This window comes from Priestia sp. P5_B4 (assembly GCF_056400385.1).
The window spans coordinates 1-770 of sequence record NZ_JBFULJ010001302.1 but is presented as its reverse complement, the minus strand read 5'-3'; the positions used below and the strand labels follow the sequence as shown (position 1 = coordinate 770).

At 34.8% G+C, this 770-nt stretch carries 1 protein-coding gene; it reads left to right on the top strand.

The genetic code is table 11. From position 1 onward, the window contains the following. Positions 1 to 27: 27 nt before the first annotated feature. The coding region (locus AC1DRF_RS30625; protein ID WP_477742652.1) for a hypothetical protein at positions 28 to 770 on the top strand (743 nt) is incomplete at its 3' end.

Here is a 770-nt window from a genome sequence, read left to right as displayed (position 1 = left end):
ATATAGTTTTGGAAAGGAGGTCACTACATGAGTATACAAAAGCTGGCACTAAAACGGCACACCCTTGTAGCAAATAAACTGCTGATTGTCATGAGCGGCTTAAATAGAAACACGAAACGAGGCAATAGCTATTACTATGAAAAACATTCATTTGGTCTTGCGAAAAACTTTGTAGATATAAAGTGGACGGGTTCTCTGATGAAGCAAATTTTAGCTTACATAGCCAAATGTAACAGCCAGGGTCATATTTCAATTATTTCTGAGCAAGAACTGGCTAATACAATCCAATGTTCCGTTCGGACCGTTCAAAATAATAATAAGCTTTTAGAAGACTATGACATCATTCGCTGGGATCGTTTATGGGGAGACTATATTCAAGTTTCTTTAAACAACTATTTAGAGGATTTTTTAGATTTACATATAAAAGAAGCTGCTGATGTTCAAAACATATCATATAATCCTGAAATGCTTGATGAAGATAACAATACATATACTTCAAAAGGTGGTTATACTTCTGTTTCGATGGAAGTGATTTATCAATTGCTGGCTATTAAAAATATCAACATGCTGCGTCTGGCTTTACGTGCGTTGTACGTATACGAATCTGATGTAAACGTAAAGAAAGATTCAGAAGCGCTTCTATCTTACACTGAGGTAAAACACATTCTTCCAAAATACATTGGCTATAAAGCTGCTATTAAAGAAATGGCTAGTAAATTGAGTACAATTTTCCGTATCGATGTGCTAGAAAAAGATGATTGTGTCAAAAC